Here is a 15,804-nt window from a genome sequence, read left to right on the forward strand (position 1 = left end):
TCCCCGGGTCGTCGGCCTCACGGTCGAGGTCGAAGGCAAGGCGCGGCGGATCGCCGTCACCGTCGCCCAGCCGCAAGGCGCGGAGGACGCCGACCTCTTCGTCGAGGGACCGGCAAGCTGGTATCTGCCGCTGCCCGAGCCGGGCCGCGAACGCGAGTACGGCGCCACGCGGGAGATCGCGTATGAGATTGCGCTGGACGGATTGCCCAAGTCCGCCGCCCTGCGCGGCGAAAAGTTGCGGTTGACGATCATCAACGCGATCGACGCGGTGGAGCAGGAATGGACCTTGCGCTAATCTCCGCTCCCGGTTGAGATTTATCCGAAGCGAGGTTCGATTTCATGGCCATCAAAGTAGGCGACCGCCTGCCTGCGGGAAAGTTCAGGACCGTGGGCGCGGAGGGGCCGGTCGACGTCACCGTCGCCGATTATTTCGGCGGCGCCAAGGTAGCGCTGTTCGGGGTTCCGGGCGCCTTCACCCCGACCTGCCATGCCAACCATCTGCCGGGCTTCCTCGCCCTCTTCGACGCGCTGAAGGCCAAGGGCGTCGACAAGGTCGCCTGCCTTGCGGTCAACGATGTCCATGTTCTGAAGGCGTGGGCGGCGGCGACGGGGGCGGCCGGCAAGATCGATTTCCTCGCCGACGGCAACGCCGACTATGTCAAGCTGCTGGGCCTCGAAAGCGATCGTTCTCCTGCCGGCATGGGCCTGCGCGCGACGCGCTTTTCCATGCTGGTCGAGGATGGGGTCGTCAAGGTCCTCAATGTCGAGGGAACGCCCGGCAAGGTCGGCGACACCGGCGCCGAGCGCCTGCTCGAGCAGATCTGACGGGCCTGGAGCGAATTCCGTTCTAGAGCGGTTCATGGTTATAGGGGATCAATTTGATGGTCCAAATCCGTTCAACCGTGACCGCAAGTCCGCGCTATAATTCTCGGCACCAAGGACGTGAGGGAGCTCAAGGGTCGTGGACGATCCCACGAAGCTGGAATTCGCGCTGTCACGCCGGCAACTGCTCCGCCTCGGCGCGGCGTCCGCCGTGGCGCTCGCCACGCCGCTTCGCGCGCTTGCGGCCGATCCAACCGAAGAGCTTCCATTCTTCGTTCTTGGCGATTGGGGCAAAGCCAACGAGGGGCAGGCCAAAGTCGCCGCCGCCATGGCAGAGGCGGCGAAAAGAATGCCGCCGCGCTTTATCATCTCCGTGGGCGACAATTTCTACCCTCGCGGCGTCACGAGTACGACCGATGAGCGCTGGCTGTCGGCGTTCCAGAATGTGTACGGCAGCCCGGCTCTCGACTGCCCTTGGTATGCGGTGCTGGGCAATCACGACCATCTCGGAAATCCGAGTGCCGAAATCGAATACGGGAAACTGGATTCGCGCTGGCGCATGCCGAGCCGGTTCTACAGTCACAGCGAGCCGCTCGCCGACGGCAAGACGGCGGAGTTCTTTTTTCTCGACACTACGCCCCTTGCCAAGCTGAACGGCGTTCAGGCGCCGTCGATGACTGATCCGGATCAGCTCTACTGGCTCGATCGTGCGCTTGCGACAAGCCCGGCGCGATGGCGGATCGTTGTCGGACATCACCCCGTCTTCTCCGGCGGTATGCACGGCAATACGCCGGGCTTGGTCGCGCGCCTGAAGCCCCTTCTCGACCGCCACAAGGTCCAGGTCTATCTCAACGGCCACGATCACGACCTGCAGCACATCGTCTTTGGCGGCGTTCACTATCTGACGTCCGGCGCCGGCGCGAGCGCACGGCGGTCAGGCAATATCGCGGGCACGCTGTTTGCGGCCGCGAAGCTCGGTTTCCTGAGTATCCGCTTGACGCCCGCGAAGATGTCGCTGAGTATCCTCGATACCGGCGGTAACGCATTGCACGCTGCGGAAATCCCCGTTTGAAACGGATGCCCCGAAGCCTTTTCTTGCGGCCGCGGCATGAGGCCCGGGCGATTACGGTCGCGATTACCGATTACGATTACGGTGACAGATTACGGTGACAGTGCATTTAATTATTCCCCCATTACATTACGGTGACAGTGCACTTAATTATTCCCGCCACAGCCCGTCTGATTAATTAAATGCACTGTCACCGTAATCTGATTAATTAAATGCACTGTCACCGTAATCTAAATGCACTGTCACCGTAATCTGTCACCGTAATCTGCGTAATCTCGCGTAATCCGTAATCCCGTAATCCGTGTCACCGTAATCCGCTGTCTCCGTAATCCGCTAGGGTCGTCAGGCGTCAAGAGCCGACCAGAGCGGCGATATCCGCTCGGCTTGGCAGTCTCGTTTCTGAGGCCAGCTTGACCGCACCGGCTCGGTTCGGCCTACTGTGGCTCCCGAGGGGATTTGAGCGTCGTTCGATAGGGAGATTTGCCATGACTGCATACAACGTCGTTCGCAATCGCGTTAAGCCTGGACGCGAAAAGGACTTTGAACAGGCCATTCGGAATATAGAGCGAGATCATTCTGGCATGAGAAAATTGGCCGTAATCAAGACCGGCGACCGGTCCTATTGCATAATTGGCGAATGGGACAGCATGGACGCAATCGTTGCGGCGCGTCCGAAAATGATCAAATCGCTGGATGCCTTCCGAGACATGCTTGAAGACCTCGGCGGAGGACTCGGTGTGACGGATCCTGTGTCAGGTGAGGCGGTCGTGGAAATCGTTGGGGGGAAGTAACACCTCAGCCATTTCGCTCGCACGAAGAAAGCCCCGACCGCGGTGGCCGAGGCTTTCCCTATGGGTAAGCGGCCACGGCGACCGCCAGTGACACTGATGGTTGAGCGCGCCGGTCGCTCGCGGTTCGATGTGAACGGCGTCGTCGATTAAGCTGTCGATAACCGCTTCGCTCACGGGGACGTGGTTTTCGTCCGCAGCGACACAAACGGCAGCTGCCGCAAAGACGCTTGCGACTTCCGCTGTTGGCACTTCAGTGACATTTGTGAGGCCGGCTGCAATGTCCGGACCACTCCCAAACACGGAAGTTGGAATGGGCCTCAGCTCCCGCCGCGCCGCTTGAGATAAGGCGCCATGCCGGCGCGGGCGAGCTCGTCGGCGCGCTCGTTCTCCTTGTGCCCGGCATGCGCCTTGACCCAGTGCCACTTGACCTCGTGGCGCTCGCGCGCGGCGTCGAGCCGCTGCCAGAGTTCGGCGTTGAGCACCGGCTTTTTCTGCGCCGTTCGCCAGCCGTTTCTGCGCCAGCGCTTGATCCAGCCGGTGATGCCGTGGCGCAGATAGGCGGAATCGGTATAAAGGTCGGCCGCGCAGGGCCACTTCAAGGCCTCCAGGGCCATGATCGCCGCGGTCAGCTCCATGCGGTTGTTGGTGGTCAGGGCCTCGCCCCCGGAAATCTCCTTGCTGTTGTGGTTGTAGATCATCAGCGCGCCCCAGCCGCCGGGCCCCGGATTGCCGGAGCAGGCGCCGTCGGTATAGATCGCCACCCGCTGCGGCTTGGTCCCGGCGCTAGGCATGGTCAAGGCCGTATTCCCGGGCGCTGGCCACCGACCTGTGGAAACGCAGCCGGCGCAGATATTCGCGCGGGTCCTTGGGCTTGACCAGCGCGCCCTCCGCGGTGTTCAGCCAGTCATAAAGCCGCGTCAATAGAAAGCGCAGCGCAGCGCCGCGCGCGAGCAACGGCAAGGCATCGAATTCATCGGGCTCCAGCCGCCGCACCGCGCTGTAGCCGCTCAACAATGCCCGCGCCTTGGTGATGTTGAACGAATTGTCGGCCTCAAAGCACCAAGCGTTGATGCAGATGGCGATGTCGTAGGCGAGAGTGTCGTTGCAGGCGAAATAGAAGTCGATGATGCCGGAGACCTTGTTGCCGAGGAAGAACACATTGTCCGGGAACAGGTCGGCGTGGATGATGCCTTCGACGAGCGCCTTCGGCCAGTTGCGCTCAAGATGCGCGAATTCGCCGTCGATTTCGTCCGCAAGACCCGTGGCGACGCTGTCGGCATCGGCCCGCGCCTTCTCAAACAGCGGCCTCCAGCCGCCGACCGAAAGGGCATTCTCCCGCCGCATGTCGAAACCGCGGGCGGCAAGATGCATCTCGGCCATTGCCCGTCCCAGCGCGCCGCAATGGTCGGGCGTCGGGCGGCGAATCCACATGCCCTCGAGAAAGGTGACGAGGGCCGCCGGCCTGCCTGCAAGGCTTTTGAGGGTCCGGCCCTTGCGGTCAGCGACCGGCAGCGGGCAGTTCACTCCCTTTTTCGAGAGATGCTGCATCAGGCCGAGAAAGAAGGGCAGGTCCTCGGGCTGAACGCGCTTTTCGTAGAGCGTCAGAATGTACGTTCCGGCGCCGGCATGCAGGAGATAGTTCGAGTTCTCGACCCCTTCGGCGATGCCCTTGGCCGACTTCAGGGCGCCGATATCATATTCGGCGATGAAGGCTGAAAGCTCGCCGTCGGGGATTTCCGTATAGACCGCCATCGACCGACTACGCCGCGGGGACCGGTCTCAATTCGCGCGGCAGGTTGAAGCGCACCCGCTCCTCGACCGCCTTGGCGGTCTCGACCTCGACGTCGAAACGCTGCCTGAAGGCCTCGACGAGCTCGGTGACGAGGATCTCCGGTGCGGAAGCCCCGGCGGTGATGCCGACGCTGCCGATGCCCTGCATTTCGGCCCAGTCGATGTCCTGGGCGCGTTGGATCAGCATCGCCTTGCGGCAGCCGGCACGCGCCGCGACCTCCTTCAGTCGCTGCGAATTGGAGCTGTTCGGCGCGCCGACGACGATCATCGCATCGCACCGCGGCGCGATGCGCGTGACCGCCTCCTGGCGGTTGGGGGTGGCGTAGCAGATATCGTCCTGCGGCGCCGTCAGGAGCGCCGGAAAGCGCTCTGTCGGCACCGCCACGATCTCGGCTGTGTCGTCGACCGACAGCGTCGTCTGCGTGAGATAGGCAAGCCGTGCGGGGTCCTTGGGCTCGAAGGCGCGGGCGTCGGCCACCGTCTCGACAAGGGTTGCCGCGCCGCGTGGAAGCTGGCCCATGGTGCCGACGACCTCGGGATGGTCGGCATGGCCGACGAGCACGATCTCGTTGCCGCGGTCGTGATGATGGCGACCCTCAACATGCACCTTGGTGACCAGCGGGCAGGTGGCGTCGATGGCGAACAGGTTGCGCGCCTTGGCGGCTTCCGTCACCGCCCGCGCTACCCCGTGGGCGGAAAAGATCACCGGCGCATCCGTATCGGGTATCTCGTCGAGCTCGTCGACGAAGACGGCGCCCTTGCGCGCGAGGCTCTCGACCACATAGCGGTTGTGGACGATCTCGTGGCGCACATAGACCGGCGCGCCGTATTTCTCCAGCGCCAGCTCGACGATCTCGATGGCCCGGTCCACGCCAGCGCAAAAACCGCGCGGGGCGCAAAGAAAAAGCTTCAGCGGGGGCTTTTTCGCCGTCGTTTCGGTCATCGCCGGAGCGCTCGCACGTCTGCGTCCAATTCTCAGCTAATAGAGGTAGGCGGCCGAGGCCTGTCAAGGGCGCGAAGCCTTACCCAGGTGGTGGGCAAGGCGAATTGGGACTGGTATAAGTCGCCGCGGGGAGCCGAAGTTTGCGAAGACGGCGTCAATCGATGAAGGTACAAGTCGAGGTTGGATCCGGGCCGAGGCTCTTGTCGGCCGTGGTGATGCTGCTCATGGTGGTTGCTTGCGGCGATGCGACGCCACTCCAGGATTTCCGCGATTCCAACGCCGCGCTCTATGCCTTTCTGACCGGCGCAGGCAGCCAGCCTCCAAGCTCGGCGCCGCGCGGCGAGGAAGAGGAGGTGCTGGTCTGCCCCGAGATCGAGGCACGCCAAGATGCGGTGTATTACGATATTTACGCCGCCAAGGAACTGCGCGACCCGAAGAATGTCCGCTATCAGGCGGTGATCAACAAATTCGCGCGCCAATGCGACTTCCAGTCGGACTATTTCGCAATCAAGCTCGGCTTCGCCGGCCGCGTGCTGGTCGGCCCGGCCGGCGGCCCCGGCGAGGTGACGCTGCCGGTGCGCGCCGAGTTGGCCGGCAAGGGCGACCAAGTCGTCTGGAGCAAAACCTATAAGATCCAGGTGACTGTTCCGCCCGAATCAGGTTCGCAATTCTTCGCCCAGGTCACCGACGACCTCGTCTACCAGCCGCGCTTCGGCGAGAAGCTGGAGGATTTCCGCGTCTATATCGGCTTCGAGAAGGAAGACGAGGCAACCGATCCGCTCGCCAGCACGAGATAGGCGGGGACCGGTAACGGCTTGCGGCCTGCGCGCGGCGGCTATCGCGGATGCAGCCATCCGGGAAGGAACGAATAGGCGTCGACCTCTTTGCTCTGCTGAATGGTGACGCCGTTTTCCTCAAGAAGCTTCTGCAGCCGGCCGTCATTGAAGGCATCGAATGTCTCCGAACAGCCGCCGAGGTGCTCGCCGCCGATGAAGATCTGCGGAATGGTGGGGGTGTTGAGCCGGGCCTTGAGCACGCTGCGGATCTGCCCGCCCCAATTGTCCTTCTGATACTCCGCCGAATCGAGATCGACGGACCGGTAGGGGATGTCGAAGGCGCCAAAGAGCTTGCGCACCGACCAGCAGAATTCGCACCATTCGAGCGCGAACAGGACGACCGGCTGGTCTGAGTCGCCGAGCACCTCGGAGACGAAGGCCTGGGCCCTGGGGTCGAGCGGGGCCGGTTCGGCGTCCGGTTGCGCCGCCGGCACCGAGGTAATGTCGAACCGGTAGCGCGGGGTGGACTGCGCGATATCGATCTCCTCCTCGGTCATGTCCGCCGGGATGTCCTCGAACAGCGGCGTCGACAGATAGCGCTCGCCGGTGTCCGGCAGCATGCACAGCACGGTCGAGCCTTGCGGCGCCCGGGCGCAGATCTCAAGCGCGCCCGCCAATGTCGCGCCGCCGGTAATGCCGGTAAAGATGCCCTCCTTCCGCGCCAGCTCCCGCGACAGCCTGAGCGCGTCGGCCCCCTTGATCGGCAGGACCTCGTCGATCAGGCCGGCGTCGACCGCGTCTTCGCCCAGCTTCGGTATGAAATCAGGCGTCCAGCCCTGCATCAGGTGCGGGCGGAAAAAGGGGTGACTTTCGGCAGGCTGCCCGTCGGCCGCCCGCTTCTGGCGGATGCCGCTGCCGAACAGCGGAGAATTGTCGGGCTCGCAGACGATGATCTTCGTCTTCGAGCTTTCCTTCCGCAACACCCTGGCAACGCCCTTGAGCGTTCCCGCCGTGCCGGCGCCGGTGACCCAATAGTCGAGCCCTTTATCCTTGAAATCCTCGAGGATCTCCGGTGCCGTGGTCTTGGAATGAAAATCCGGGTTCGCCTCGTTCTCGAACTGGCGGCACAGGAACCAGCCATGGGTCTCGGCAAGCTCCGCCGCCTTGGCCAGCATGCCGGTGCCCTTCTCCGCGGCCGGCGTCAGCACCACCTTGGCGCCGAGGAAGCGCATCAGCTTGCGCCGCTCGACGCTGAAATTCTCGGCCATGGTGACAACGAGCGGGTAGCCCTTGCGCGCGCAGACCATGGCAAGGCCGATGCCGGTGTTGCCGCTGGTCGCCTCGACCACCGTCTGGCCGGGCTTGAGGGTACCGTCGCGCTCGGCCGCCTCGATGATGCCGAGAGCCAGCCGGTCCTTGACCGAGCCCATCGGGTTGAAGGCTTCAAGTTTGGCGTAAAGCTCGACGCCGGGCGGGCCGAGCCGCTCGATCCTGACCACCGGCGTGCGCCCGACCGTCTCGAGAATATTGGCGTATCGTCTGCCCACTGATGCTTGCCTCCTTCAATCGGTTTTGAAGCGAAAGCATTCCAAAGAAGAACGCAAAAATATCGCTCCTGCAAGCTGTTGTTCGCGGTAATTAGTTGGGGCTTCGAAGGCGGTTCCTTCAGCCGAGGGCCGCCGCCCTGGCGGTTGTCGCGCCGCGTAGCCTGACGGTCAGCGACGACAGGATCGCAAGATTGACTACGCCGGCAATGGCGGCCATGGCGAAGGAGGCCCGATAGTCGCCTGTCCAGTCGAAGAAGAGCCCGCCGAAATAGGCCCCGAGCCCCATGCCGACCCAGCCGAACAGGACGACGAGCCCCATGGAGGAGCCGGCGATCCGGCCGGGGACCAGCGCACGGATGGTCAGGAGGAAGCAGGTCATGACGCCGCCAAAGCCGAAGCCGAAAGCGGCCGCCAGCAGGTAGAAGCTGATGGGCCCGTCGGCGGTCACGAACCAATAGGCGACCGCGGTCTGCCAGAAGGAGGCCAGCATGTAGGCGTTGAGCGCGCCGACCCGGTCGGCGATGCGGCCGATCGCGATCCTGCCGACCGCTCCCGCGAGCATCAGGATCGCCAGCACCGCCGCGGATTGCTGGGGCCCAAGGCCCGCGTCGCTCGCCAGCGCCGCGGCGTGCATCAGCGGCACCGACATGCAGATGCAGCAGAAGACGACCGCCGTGCAGATCCACGTCAGCGCTTCACGGTAATCGAGGATGAGACCGTCCTCGTCCGCCCGCGCCGCCGCAACCGCCGCGGCCGCACAGGGGGAGCCGGCCGCGGGGTGCCTGGGATTTCGCACCAGAAAGGCGAGCGGCAGGGCGACGACGAGATAGGCGATGCCGAGATAGAGATAGCTGGCGCGCCAGCCGAAATCGGTGATCAGCGCCCGGGCGATGAACGGCACCACGCCCTGGCCGACGGCGCCGCCGGCGGTGGCGATGCCGAGGGCAAGGCCGCGGTTGGCGGTGAACCAGTTGGTCAGCGCGGCGGTGAGGGGAACCGAGAAGGCGCCGAAGCCGAACGCGCCGAACAGGATATAGCCGAGATAGAGCTGCCACAGGCCCGTCAGCCGCGACAGCAGCACCAGGCTTGCGGCGATGACGACCGCCCCGAAGATCGCCGGAAGCCGCGGGCCGTAGCGGTCGGAAAGCCGGCCGAAGCCGACGCCGGCGAGCGCCGTCGACACGGTGACGACGGTGTAGGCCAGCGAAATCTCGCCGCGTTGCCAGCCGAATTCGGCCTCCAGCGGCTTGAGCATGATCGCCACCATCGCCACGCCGCCGAAGCCGAGCCCGGTCAGCATGAAGGTGATGAAGACGAACAGCCAGCCGTATCTTCCGTCGGCCGAACTTACCGCTTGCGGACCCGTCATCAGCCTCCCCCGGTGTCGACCGCCGTCGCCGGGCAACCGCGCTTAGCCCATGGTCGAACGTTGAAACGCCCCCACCGCGCGGCCGGCATGCCAATCCGGCCGACGGATGGAGGCCGCGCATTTTGGCGATTTACGGGCCTGCGTCAATCCGCCGCTGTGCGTGGGAGCGGCGCCCTCATCAGGACAGGGGCGGCGAGGGAATCAGGACTGACTGATTACCGAGCTGGGTCCAGACCTCGCGCTCGGGCATACGCATCAATCAGTCGAAAAGCCGCCTCCAGCCGATTTGGCGTTCCGCTTCGGCTGGCCAAGATATCTATGCATTCGATGATCGGCTGATCGAGCACATCGTGCAGACGTGCGCAAAAGTCGGCGGTCACCGCGCCGGCCAATTCCTGGCGCTTGGCCAAGCCGTCAAACACGGACGCCAGGACAAAGCAGATGAGACGCCGGTCGGAACTTTCGGCGTCGAACGATGTCCACGCAAGCCGTTCCAACTCGTGAAAGAACATTGCTCCACCCAGATAGCCGCTGGCTCTGAGCTCCGAATATTTCTCTCTTAGCTGTTCGTTCGCGACGTGAGAAACGGTTGGCCGGTCAGCCACCCCTGAAGTCGCTCCGCGTGAACAATGAGTAAAGGATGATATTACGCTCGGATAAGTGCAATGGTGCGCCCTCTTCACGGTCAACAATCGAAAGCGCCTTGGTTATCTTACATTGCTTGTCAGCAATAGAGTCGATAGCACGGAGAATGGAACCACCAGTCGTCGTCACATCGTCAACGATGAGCACTTCGGCCCCACTCTGGATATGACCATCAATCAGTTCCTTGGCCCCATGCTTCTTGTGTTCTTTTCTCACAAAGAACGCTTTGAGGTCGTACCCCTGTTGAAAGCTCATAATAACAGCGGCCGAGACAACGGGGACCGCACCAAGTTCCAACCCGCCAATGCAATGGATGTTCTCTTTGCGCATAAAATCGACGAGGAGATCGCCAATCAGGCTGGCACCTTCCGGATGCATCGTGGTTTGGCGAAGTTGAAAGAAATAGTCGCTTATCCGCCCGGACGTGAGCGTGAAGCGACCTTCCTGATACGATTCTCGCTTGATTATTTCGCGCAGCCTCACAAGTCGCGAATCATGGCTGTCAAACGCCCGTACCGCTTCCTTTTGGTACGACTCACGTGCCATGGTTAAAGTCATGGCGCCCCCTTCTCAATTGGCGCACGAATCAGCGCAATCTGACCAAAATTAGTATATGCCACTTCAAGCTGCCACGACATATTGGTTCCTGTGGATGGCCCTTCGACGCAATGAACTATACGGTTGCAGTCATCTCGACAACCCCACAGAGTATGCGCTCGCCGAGGATTGGGAAGTTCACTCCTGCCACATTGTGACCCAAGTCAGGCCGCCGTCAATTACAGGGAAGCGCCGGCACGCGACGTCAGCCAGTAGATGTCCGCGGCTATTAGTCCCGTCTTCCGCTCCCCGTTGACACCGCACCCTTCGGCCTTATCATGTGGCCACGTTTCGCGTCGGCGGGTGCCGGCGTAAGCAGCAGACGAACCCTGCGGGAGAGACCGGCCTAACGCCGGCGCCGAAGGAGCAACCGCCCCGGAAACTCTCAGGCAAAAGGACCGCAGGGGGATGCAACTCTGGAAAGCAGCCGCGCGCCGCTCGCGGGCGGCTCACCGAAGGGGTTAAAGCCTGGGCGCCTTGGCGTTCAAGCGAAATCTCTCAGGTCGTGCGACAGATGGGGCCCGTCGGGATCGTTGCGTCCCGGCGGCCGGCAATTGTCGCATTGGGGCCTGGACGATATGGTGGAAGCCGCCCAACCTCCCTTCGGCACGGCGCTGGCCCGCACGCCCCTTTACGATCTGCATCTTGAGCTCGGCGCCAAGATGGTGCCGTTCGCCGGTTATGAGATGCCGGTGCAATACCCGATGGGCGTCCTCGGCGAGCATCTGCACACCCGCGACAAGGCCGGCCTGTTCGACGTCTCCCATATGGGGCAGGCGTTTCTGGTCGGCCCGGACCACGAGACGACCGCCGCGGCACTCGAGTCCCTGGTGCCCGGCGATATCATGCGGCTGGCGCCCGGCCGGCAGCGCTACACCCAGCTTCTCAACGACGACGGCGGCATCATCGACGATCTGATGGTGACCCGATCGGCGGCGGCCGGGGACGACGGCCGGCTGATGCTGATCGTCAACGCCGCCCGCAAGGCGGTCGACTTTGCCCATATCGGCGCGCGGCTGCCGGACGGCGTCAGGCTGACGGTTGCCGAAGACCGCGCCCTAATCGCCCTGCAGGGGCCGATGGCCGCGGACATCATCGCCGAACGCTGTCCGAAGGCCGTCGAGATCGCCTTCATGACCGCCACCAGCGCCGAATTCGACGGCATCGACTGTCACGTCAGCCGCTCCGGCTATACCGGCGAGGACGGCTTCGAGATTTCGCTTTCCGCCGAGGCGGTGGCGCAAGTGGCACGCACGCTTCTCGGCCATTCCGACGTGGCGCCGGTCGGCCTCGGCGCCCGCGATTCGCTGCGGCTCGAGGCGGGGCTGTGCCTTTATGGCAACGACCTCGACGAGACGACCTCGCCGGTCGAGGCGAACCTTTCCTGGTCGATCGGCAAGCGTCGCCGCGAGGAGGGCGGTTTTCCTGGCGCGACCCGCGTGCTGCGCGAGCTTGCGCAAGGCCCATCGCGCCTGCGCGTCGGCATCCTGCCCGACGGCCGGGCGCCGGCGCGCGAGGGCACCGAGATCGTCGCCAAGGACGGCGAGCCGATCGGACAGATCACCAGCGGCGGCTTCGGGCCGACCTTCGGCGGGCCGGTCGCCATGGGCTATGTCGCCGCCGGCCATGCCGTTATCGGCGCTGCGATCGGCGTTGTCGTACGCGAGGTCACGCGGCCGGCCCGCATCGCCGAGATGCCGTTCGTGCCGCACCGCTATTTGCGCAAACCCAAGGGCAATTGAAAAGACAAGCGTAGACGAGGATGAACATGGCCAAATCGCGTTACACCAAGGACCACGAATATGCCCGCGTCGAGGGCGACATCGCCACCGTCGGCATTTCCGAATATGCCCAGGAGCAGCTCGGCGACGTCGTCTATGTGGAGCTGCCCGACATCGGCAGAAAGTTCGCCAGGGGCGATGACGCTGCCGTGGTCGAATCGGTCAAGGCGGCAAGCGAAGTCTATTCGCCGCTTTCGGGCGAGGTCGTCGAGGTCAATAGCGCGCTCGCCGATAGCCCGGCCCAGGTGAACGCGGACGCCGAAGGCGCGGGCTGGATCTTCAAGCTCAGGATCGGCAAGGAGAGCGAGGTCGGCGTGCTGATGACCGAGGCCGACTACAAGACCTATCTCGCGGAGCTTTGAAGAACGATGCGCTACCTGCCCTTGTCTGACGCCGACCGCGAGGCGATGCTGCAACGCATCGGCGTCGATGCGATCGATGCCCTGTTCGCCGGCGTGCCCAAGGACAAGCTTCTCGGCATGCCGCTCGACCTGCCCACCCATATGAGCGAGCCCGAGGTGGAGCGGGCGCTTTCGGCGCTTGCGGCGAAGAACGTGCCGGCGGGTTCGGTACCTTTCTTCGTCGGCGCCGGCGCCTACCGGCACCATGTCCCGGCAACCGTCGACCATCTCGTCCAGCGCTCGGAGTTCCTGACCTCCTACACCCCCTATCAGCCGGAAATATCGCAGGGCACCCTGCAGGCGCTGTTCGAGTTCCAGACCCAGGTCGTGCTGTTGACCGGCATGGAGGTCGCCAACGCCTCCATGTATGACGGCTCGACCGGTTGCGGCGAGGCGGTGCTGATGGCCGAGCGCGTGACCCGGCGCGGCAAGGCGGTCGTCTCCGGCGGCCTGCACCCGCATTATCGCTCGGTGGTCGAGAATGTGTGCCGCTTCGCCGACCACGAGGTCGAGGCGCTTCCGGCCGACCCGCTGGGCAAGGAGGATATCGCAGGCCGGATCGATGAGAATACGGCCTGCATCGTCGTCCAGACCCCGGGCGTCTATGGCAACCTAGTCGACCTTGCGCCGCTTGCCGTTGCCGCGCACGAGAAGGGCGCGCTCCTCGTTGCCGTCGTCACCGAGATCGTCTCGCTCGGCGCAGTCAAGTCCCCCGGCGAGATGGGCGCCGACATCGTCGCCGCCGAGGGCCAGTCGCTCGGCAACGCGCTCAACTTCGGCGGACCCTATCTCGGCCTGTTCGCAACGCGGCAGAAATATGTCCGGCAGATGCCCGGAAGGCTTGCCGGCGAGACGGTCGATGCGGAAGGAAGGCGCGGCTATGTGCTGACGCTTTCGACCCGCGAGCAGCATATCCGCCGCGAAAGGGCGACCTCCAACATCTGCACCAATTCCGGCCTTTGCGCGCTCGCCTTTTCGATCCATCTGGCGCTGCTCGGCGACCAGGGCCTCAAGCGCCTTGCGCAAATCAACCACGCCAATGCGGTTCGGCTCGCCAAAGCGCTTGCCGCCGTCAAGGGCGTTAAGATCGTCACCCCTGCCTTCTTCAACGAATTCACCGTCCGTCTTCCCGGCGACGGCGCCGAGATCGTCGAACGGCTGGCCGAACGGGGCGTCATCGGCGGCGTGCCCGTGTCGCGGCTGGAGCCGGAACGCGACGATCTTGCCGATCTTGTCATCGTCGCCGCCACCGAGACCAACTCGGATGCCGACCGCGACGCGTATGCGGCGGCGCTCCGCGAGGTGCTGAAATGAACAAGGAGACAGGCCCGAACCGGCCGCGGCCAGGAACTCTTGGAGCCCGCGCCACCTTCACCGGCAACCGCGCCCTGCAGATCGAAGAGCCGCTTTTGTTCGAAATCGGCCGCGTCGATCAGAGCGGCGTCGATTTCGACGCGCCGGCGCCCGTAAAGGACAGACTCGGCGGGCTTGCGCGAACCGGCGAGATCGGCCTTGCCGGCCTCTCGGAGCCCGAGGCGATGCGCCATTATGTGCGCCTGTCGCAGAAGAACTACGCCATCGATGTCGGCATCTACCCGCTCGGCTCCTGCACCATGAAGCATAATCCGCGCCTCAACGAGAAACTGGCGCGGCTTCCGGGCTTTGCCGACATCCATCCCTTGCAGCCGCAAAGCACGGTCCAGGGCGCGCTTGAGCTGATCGACCGGCTCGGCAACTGGCTCAGGGAGCTGACCGGGATGCCGGTTCTCGCCATATCGCCCAGGGCCGGCGCCCATGGCGAGCTTTGCGGCATGATGGCGATCAAGGCGGCGCTCGATGCCCGCGGCGATCCCCGCAGTATCGTGCTGGTGCCGGAATCCGCCCATGGCACCAACCCGGCGACCGCGGCGCTGCTCGGCTACGAGGTGGCGACGATACCGGCGCGGGCCGACGGCACTGTCGCGGCGGAGGCGGTGCGCGAGCGCCTGTCGGGGGACGTCGCCGCGATCATGCTGACCAACCCCAACACCTGCGGCCTGTTCGAGCCCGACATCGTCGAGATCGCCGAGGCGGTGCACGAGGCCGGCGCCTATTTCTATTGCGATGGCGCCAACCTCAACGCCATCCTCGGCAAGACGCGGCCCGGCGACCTCGGCGTCGACGCCATGCACATCAACCTGCACAAGACCTTTTCCACGCCGCATGGCGGCGGCGGGCCGGGCTCTGGCCCGGTGGTCTTCTCCGCGGCGCTGGCCCCCTTCGTGCCGGTGCCCTTCGTCGTCAAGGACGGCTCGGGCTACCGGCTGGTCGAGCGCCGCGCGGCGGCCGCCGAGGCGGGCGCGGAGGGCACCCGGTCCTTCGGCCGCATGACCGCCTTCCACGGCCAGATGGGCATGTTCGTGCGCGCGCTTGCCTACATGAAGTCGCACGGCGCCGACGGCTTGCGCCAGGCGTCCGAAGACGCCGTGCTCGCCGCCAACTATGTGCGCGCGTGCCTTTGCGACGTGATGAGCCTGCCCTTCGGCGATCATCCCTGCATGCACGAGGTGCTGTTCGACGATGCGTTCCTGCAGGATACCGGCGTCGCGACGCTCGATTTCGCCAAGGCGATGATCGACGAGGGCTTTCACCCGATGACCATGTATTTCCCGCTGGTGGTGCACGGGGCGATGCTGGTCGAGCCGACCGAATCGGAATCGAAGGCAAGCCTCGATCTGTTCATCGCCACCTTGCGCGATCTCGTCATGGCGGCGAAGGCGGGCGACACGGAGCGCTTCACCAAGGCGCCCCGGTTCGCGCCGCGCCAGCGCCTCGACGAGACCGAGGCTGCCCGCCATCCGGTCTTGCGGTGGACGAAGCCTGAGACTTTGCAGACGGGCGAGACGGCCGAGGGCGCGGAACAGGCGGCTAGAGCGGTTCATGGTTATAGGGAATCGATTTGATGGTCCAAATCGGTTCATCCGGGCAGGCGTGGGCCGCGACGCGCGATACGGGATATCGGGCGAGCGCCGCAACGAACCCGGTGGGCCGATTTGGCCCACCGAAGGCCGGGTTCTTTTGCGCCGTGGCGGTGTTGCGGCTGTTGGCCGATGCGACCCGCATCGCCCGGCGAGCCGCGCCTGGCCACGGCGCAAAATCATCCCGGTCAAATGGTTCCCTATAACCATGAACCGCTCTAGCCATTTCGGCGCCGCCTGACAATCGGCGACACGGTGATATCCAGCAGCTCCAAAGGCTTTGGTGGGGTTTTTTGACGGGGATGCGACAGATTT

Annotated in this window: 16 protein-coding genes and 1 riboswitch; of the genes, 9 read left to right on the forward strand and 7 right to left on the reverse strand. The window is 64.3% G+C overall.

The genetic code is table 11. The annotated features are described in order from the left end of the window. The 4 genes from Q8P46_06480 to Q8P46_06495 form a co-directional block, all read left to right on the forward strand. Positions 1-295 (forward strand): hypothetical protein (locus Q8P46_06480; GenBank protein ID MDP2619808.1); only part of this gene is annotated, 295 nt, incomplete at its 5' end. A 44-nt stretch (positions 296-339) separates the two neighbouring features. Further along, positions 340-825, forward strand: coding sequence for a redoxin family protein (locus Q8P46_06485; GenBank protein ID MDP2619809.1), 486 nt, complete (start codon positions 340-342; stop codon positions 823-825). 136 nt (positions 826-961) lie between these two features. Beyond that, a complete protein-coding gene (locus Q8P46_06490; protein ID MDP2619810.1) occupies positions 962-1,894 on the forward strand; it encodes a tartrate-resistant acid phosphatase type 5 family protein in 933 nt (310 codons plus the stop codon). 482 nt (positions 1,895-2,376) lie between these two features. Beyond that, a complete protein-coding gene (locus Q8P46_06495) occupies positions 2,377-2,682 on the forward strand; it encodes an antibiotic biosynthesis monooxygenase (GenBank protein MDP2619811.1) in 306 nt (101 codons plus the stop codon). A gap of 317 nt (positions 2,683-2,999) precedes the next feature. On the opposite strand, the gene rnhA is transcribed toward Q8P46_06495, so the two are convergent. Genes rnhA through ispH form a run of 3 tightly spaced genes read right to left on the reverse strand, consistent with a single transcriptional unit; the run spans position 3,000 to position 5,416 of the window. Then, positions 3,000-3,473 carry a ribonuclease HI gene (rnhA, locus tag Q8P46_06500; GenBank protein MDP2619812.1) on the reverse strand — a complete coding sequence of 158 codons (474 nt, stop codon included), beginning with the start codon at positions 3,471-3,473 and terminating at the stop codon, positions 3,000-3,002. Next, positions 3,466-4,434 (reverse strand): homoserine kinase, encoded by a 969-nt coding sequence (locus Q8P46_06505; protein ID MDP2619813.1) that lies wholly within the window; start codon positions 4,432-4,434, stop codon positions 3,466-3,468. Before Q8P46_06505 ends, rnhA begins: the two co-directional genes overlap by 8 nt. Before the next feature lie 7 nt (positions 4,435-4,441). Next, positions 4,442-5,416, reverse strand: coding sequence for a 4-hydroxy-3-methylbut-2-enyl diphosphate reductase (gene ispH / locus Q8P46_06510; protein MDP2619814.1), 975 nt, complete (start codon positions 5,414-5,416; stop codon positions 4,442-4,444). A 161-nt stretch (positions 5,417-5,577) separates the two neighbouring features. Here ispH and Q8P46_06515 point away from each other — a divergent pair, with 161 nt between their 5' ends. After that, on the forward strand, positions 5,578-6,213 hold the full coding sequence (locus Q8P46_06515) for a hypothetical protein (GenBank protein MDP2619815.1): 636 nt from the start codon (positions 5,578-5,580) through the stop codon (positions 6,211-6,213). 38 nt (positions 6,214-6,251) lie between these two features. On the opposite strand, the gene Q8P46_06520 is transcribed toward Q8P46_06515, so the two are convergent. From Q8P46_06520 to pyrE, 4 genes are all read right to left on the reverse strand, one after another. Then, complete coding sequence (locus tag Q8P46_06520; protein ID MDP2619816.1) at positions 6,252-7,739, reverse strand: pyridoxal-phosphate dependent enzyme; 1,488 nt, start codon at positions 7,737-7,739, stop codon at positions 6,252-6,254. A gap of 118 nt (positions 7,740-7,857) precedes the next feature. Continuing rightward, entirely contained in the window at positions 7,858-9,108 is a 1,251-nt protein-coding gene (locus Q8P46_06525; GenBank protein ID MDP2619817.1) for an MFS transporter, read from the reverse strand. A gap of 215 nt (positions 9,109-9,323) precedes the next feature. After that, entirely contained in the window at positions 9,324-9,713 is a 390-nt protein-coding gene (locus tag Q8P46_06530; GenBank protein ID MDP2619818.1) for a hypothetical protein, read from the reverse strand. Then, the gene (gene pyrE, locus Q8P46_06535; protein ID MDP2619819.1) at positions 9,706-10,311 is read right to left on the reverse strand and encodes an orotate phosphoribosyltransferase; all 606 of its coding nucleotides are present in this window, start codon (positions 10,309-10,311) and stop codon (positions 9,706-9,708) included. The genes Q8P46_06530 and pyrE overlap by 8 nt, the downstream gene beginning before the upstream one ends. 361 nt (positions 10,312-10,672) lie before the next feature. Continuing rightward, positions 10,673-10,761: riboswitch (glycine riboswitch) on the forward strand. Positions 10,762-10,928: 167 nt separating this feature from the next. Here pyrE and gcvT point away from each other — a divergent pair. The 4 genes from gcvT to gcvPB are packed head-to-tail and all read left to right on the forward strand — an operon-like array spanning position 10,929 to position 15,474. Next, entirely contained in the window at positions 10,929-12,092 is a 1,164-nt protein-coding gene (gene gcvT, locus Q8P46_06540) for a glycine cleavage system aminomethyltransferase GcvT (GenBank protein MDP2619820.1), read from the forward strand. 26 nt (positions 12,093-12,118) lie between these two features. Then, positions 12,119-12,493, forward strand: a complete 375-nt coding sequence (gcvH, locus tag Q8P46_06545) for a glycine cleavage system protein GcvH (protein ID MDP2619821.1) — start codon at positions 12,119-12,121, stop codon at positions 12,491-12,493. Positions 12,494-12,499: 6 nt separating this feature from the next. Further along, positions 12,500-13,846 (forward strand): aminomethyl-transferring glycine dehydrogenase subunit GcvPA, encoded by a 1,347-nt coding sequence (gcvPA, locus tag Q8P46_06550; GenBank protein ID MDP2619822.1) that lies wholly within the window; start codon positions 12,500-12,502, stop codon positions 13,844-13,846. Further along, complete coding sequence (gene gcvPB, locus Q8P46_06555) at positions 13,843-15,474, forward strand: aminomethyl-transferring glycine dehydrogenase subunit GcvPB (GenBank protein ID MDP2619823.1); 1,632 nt, start codon at positions 13,843-13,845, stop codon at positions 15,472-15,474. The genes gcvPA and gcvPB overlap by 4 nt, the downstream gene beginning before the upstream one ends. The last annotated feature ends 330 nt before the right edge of the window (positions 15,475-15,804 follow it).

Source organism: Hyphomicrobiales bacterium (assembly GCA_030688605.1).
Lineage (GTDB): Bacteria > Pseudomonadota > Alphaproteobacteria > Rhizobiales > NORP267 > JAUYJB01.

Excerpts from the sequence above, each read along its gene's own strand:
- gcvT (MDP2619820.1), top strand. The coding sequence starts at position 10,929 with ATGGTGGAAGCCGCCCAACCTCCCTTCGGCACGGCGCTGGCCCGCACG.
- Q8P46_06505 (MDP2619813.1), bottom strand. The coding sequence starts at position 4,434 with ATGGCGGTCTATACGGAAATCCCCGACGGCGAGCTTTCAGCCTTCATC.
- rnhA (MDP2619812.1), bottom strand. The coding sequence starts at position 3,473 with ATGCCTAGCGCCGGGACCAAGCCGCAGCGGGTGGCGATCTATACCGAC.
- gcvPA (MDP2619822.1), top strand. The coding sequence starts at position 12,500 with ATGCGCTACCTGCCCTTGTCTGACGCCGACCGCGAGGCGATGCTGCAA.
- gcvPB (MDP2619823.1), top strand. The coding sequence starts at position 13,843 with ATGAACAAGGAGACAGGCCCGAACCGGCCGCGGCCAGGAACTCTTGGA.
- Q8P46_06485 (MDP2619809.1), top strand. The coding sequence starts at position 340 with ATGGCCATCAAAGTAGGCGACCGCCTGCCTGCGGGAAAGTTCAGGACC.
- gcvH (MDP2619821.1), top strand. The coding sequence starts at position 12,119 with ATGGCCAAATCGCGTTACACCAAGGACCACGAATATGCCCGCGTCGAG.
- Q8P46_06495 (MDP2619811.1), top strand. The coding sequence starts at position 2,377 with ATGACTGCATACAACGTCGTTCGCAATCGCGTTAAGCCTGGACGCGAA.
- Q8P46_06515 (MDP2619815.1), top strand. The coding sequence starts at position 5,578 with ATGAAGGTACAAGTCGAGGTTGGATCCGGGCCGAGGCTCTTGTCGGCC.
- pyrE (MDP2619819.1), bottom strand. The coding sequence starts at position 10,311 with ATGACTTTAACCATGGCACGTGAGTCGTACCAAAAGGAAGCGGTACGG.
- ispH (MDP2619814.1), bottom strand. The coding sequence starts at position 5,416 with ATGACCGAAACGACGGCGAAAAAGCCCCCGCTGAAGCTTTTTCTTTGC.
- Q8P46_06525 (MDP2619817.1), bottom strand. The coding sequence starts at position 9,108 with ATGACGGGTCCGCAAGCGGTAAGTTCGGCCGACGGAAGATACGGCTGG.